The organism is Endozoicomonas sp. ONNA1 (assembly GCF_024606325.1).
Lineage (GTDB): Bacteria > Pseudomonadota > Gammaproteobacteria > Pseudomonadales > Endozoicomonadaceae > Endozoicomonas_A.
Window position 1 is genome coordinate 1 of sequence record NZ_JAHHPN010000270.1, and the last position, 1,149, is coordinate 1,149.

Consider the following 1,149-nt stretch of genomic DNA (forward strand, 5'->3'; position numbering starts at 1 on the left):
TCACTGCGAATCTCAGCTCTCATTTCTTTCATTTCAGCCCGGATGTCCTTATTATGCCGGATGTCCTTATTATTTCGGATGTCCTTATTATCCATTTTAAAGCTTCGGGGTTGGAGCTGGTGTGAGGTTAAGCCAGCTCCGGATTCAGAAAGAATGACTATAATGGCTACTTTGGCAGGAGGGATATCTGATGGGCGAGCCACTTTACGACTCTGACTTTTACGGATGGGTCAATCAGCAGCTTGATTTGCTCAGATCCGGGAATTTGGATGAGGCCGATATCAAGAATATTGCATTGGAAATTGAAGCTATGGGAAAAAACCTGCATCGAGAGCTGGTCAGTCGTTTGAAGGTTCTCTTGATGCATCTGCTGAAGTGGCAGTATCAACCCGGTCTGCAATCCAATAGCTGGCGGTATACGATTGTAGGTCAACGAGAAGAGCTCTCGGATCATATTAAGGACAACCCCAGCCTTAAACCCAGAATCCCTGCAGCTATGGAAAGAGCCTACCGGTATGCGTTGATTGAGGCGACTAAAGAGACAGGGTTGCCTCTTGAAACGTTTCCTTCGACTTGTCCCTGGACTTACGACCAAGCTATGAGTGCTGATTTTTGGCCAGCAGACTGACCATGAAAGCCTTCCTTTGAATCTGATTTGTGGGGGGAGATGTTCGGCAACCAGCATTTCAGTGACTTCGATCAGTCGTCCCATGATGAATCTGGTAATGGGTCGTTAGAACGAGCCATTCTGACATCTTCAGCAAAACTTTCTACGTCATCTCCCGGTTTTGGTTGTTAGTCAGCCTTAAGTTTATTTCGACCGGCATGCATTTCTTTTCGTAGAGTTAGAATGTCAGCCTGAAGTTTGTTATGACCGGCATGCATTGCTTCCCGTAATGTGGCAATACTACGTTCTGTATCCAGCTTGACTTGCAGGATGCTTTTCCGTAGCACCAGAATATCTTCTTTTGTAGCCAGGTTTTGAGGGAGCTTTCTACTGACGAACTCCAAGGCTATATCTTCGTCCATTCCCATTCGTTTGAGTTCTTTAAACAGGGCATTTTGCACAGGTGGGCTCCTTGTTGGTCTTGAACAGATAGTGGGAGGAAATATAGTTGAAATGTTTCTCTTTTCCAGAATCCCCTGTGG

The 1,149-nt window shown here is 45.8% G+C and carries 3 protein-coding genes; 1 reads left to right on the forward strand and 2 read right to left on the reverse strand.

Going from position 1 to position 1,149, the window contains the following annotated elements; translation table 11 throughout:
- Positions 1 to 203: hypothetical protein (locus tag KDK19_RS06415; protein ID WP_257291585.1), on the reverse strand; the 203-nt coding region annotated here is incomplete at its 3' end.
- On the opposite strand from KDK19_RS06415, the gene KDK19_RS06420 reads away from it, so the two are divergent.
- Positions 191 to 628, forward strand: coding sequence for a DUF29 domain-containing protein (locus KDK19_RS06420; RefSeq protein ID WP_257254211.1), 438 nt, complete (start codon positions 191 to 193; stop codon positions 626 to 628). The genes KDK19_RS06415 and KDK19_RS06420 overlap by 13 nt on opposite strands.
- 167 nt (positions 629 to 795) lie before the next feature.
- Here the strand turns inward: KDK19_RS06420 and KDK19_RS06425 are convergent, their stop codons facing one another.
- The gene (locus KDK19_RS06425; protein WP_257254212.1) at positions 796 to 1,068 is read right to left on the reverse strand and encodes a hypothetical protein; all 273 of its coding nucleotides are present in this window, start codon (positions 1,066 to 1,068) and stop codon (positions 796 to 798) included.
- Positions 1,069 to 1,149: the final 81 nt, after the last annotated feature.